Source organism: Pseudoalteromonas sp. SG41-2 (genome assembly GCF_014164535.1).
In the GTDB taxonomy this organism is placed as follows: domain Bacteria; phylum Pseudomonadota; class Gammaproteobacteria; order Enterobacterales; family Alteromonadaceae; genus Pseudoalteromonas; species Pseudoalteromonas rhizosphaerae.
On sequence record NZ_JACJFK010000079.1, the window covers coordinates 1 to 1,591 of the forward strand.

Sequence of the window (1,591 nt, forward strand, 5' to 3'; positions counted from 1 at the left end):
CGTTGGTCAGGAAAGTCACGAGATTGGTCAATGATAAACGAAGTAAATTTGAATCCTGAGAAAAAAGAAGAAATGCGGGCGGCATAAAATTTAACTTGAGGCGACAACTAACTTGAAAAACTCCGGAATGGATAGATCACGAGATTTATTTCATTTACCTCCTCAAAACGAAATAAGAAGATCTTTCGAAAGTTTTATTAAAGTATCTGCTTCAAGAGATACTGATGGAGTAATGTTAACTGATACTAAAATAAGCTGCATTTATACACGAGATGATGTTAATTATTTTTTAAAATGGTCCAAAGGCAGTAATAGTGTTTCAATTTTTCGATTTGAAGATGGGCAATGGATACCAGAAGAAGGTGAGGCACACTCCCGATTTCCAATAAAAATATTTAGCCAAAAGCAGATATTTAATTTGGCAAAAAATCCTAATACGCTTTTACGCTTAATTGACGAATCTTCAACTGTTGGCTTTCAACAATGGAAGATGGAGTGGGAAGATAAACGTTCGCATTTTCAAACATTATGTAGTCAAAGAAGAGAGCTTCAATCAAAGTTATCCAATAAGAACTTGTTACAAGGTCAGTTAGCTGATGTTGAGCAAAAGATCAAAACAATTGAAAAGTCTGGTCACACAGAAATTCTAAAAAGTTATCAACATTATAGAGCGAAAAGAACAATTGTATCTCAAGTTGAACTTGATGTTGAAAAGCTAAAAGAAGAATTTGAATCAGCAATGAATTCAGTTGTATTACCTGTAATTGAATTAACGTCTTTTAACAAGCAAATAGATCATGAACAAGAGGTTTATGCAAAAATAGAAAGTTTGATTAAATCAACGTCAACTTTTAAAGAAAGTGTGAATAAAGCATTAAAAACTGTGGGTGATGAGTTAACAAGCTTTAAGCAATGGTATGGAAGCTCCAGTTTTAATCAAGCTCATATTTCCGTAGACGCAGAATATAATAAACTAATCGAAGACCTACAGAGTAAAGGTGTGAGCAGCCCAGCCGATTATGCCCGTTTGATCGGTGATAGGGAAACCATAAACCAGTCACTTAAAGATATGGAGGTAATTGAAGGCAAGGTTAGTGAATTTACTGCTTTGATAAATGACGCTTACCAAGAAATTATTAAATGTAGACAGGGCTTGACAGTAAATCGTATTAACTTTATCAAGCAATATCTAACTGGGAACACTTCAATTCAAGTGGATATTACTCCTTTTTCTGATTTAGTTGATTTGGAGAGTTCATTTAGAAGTATTCTAGGAAGATCTGATAATGCATTTTCAGCTGAGATTTTTGACTTAGATCGCGAATGTGGATTTCTTTTTGATTTGAACAAAGAGTTATCAAACATTCGTAAAGATAGTGACTTAAGTGACCTTAAGCTCTGGTTAGACAAAGTTCATAACTTTAAGCAGAATATTTTCAATTTTAATACTGGCGCGGCTTTGAATACCAGGGCAAGATCACGAACTTTACCTTGACTTAAAAGTATGATCTTATACTCCTTTTTAAGGAGCCCCCATGCCTGATATTCAACTATTTAAATATTTCGAATCAATTGACGACCCTCGCCAGCA

Annotated in this window: 1 protein-coding gene; it reads left to right on the top strand. The window is 34.2% G+C overall.

Annotated elements, in window-relative coordinates:
* Nucleotides 1-112: 112 nt before the first annotated feature.
* Nucleotides 113-1,495, top strand: coding sequence for a hypothetical protein (locus H5186_RS22425; RefSeq protein WP_182795033.1), 1,383 nt, complete (start codon nt 113-115; stop codon nt 1,493-1,495).
* Nucleotides 1,496-1,591: the final 96 nt, after the last annotated feature.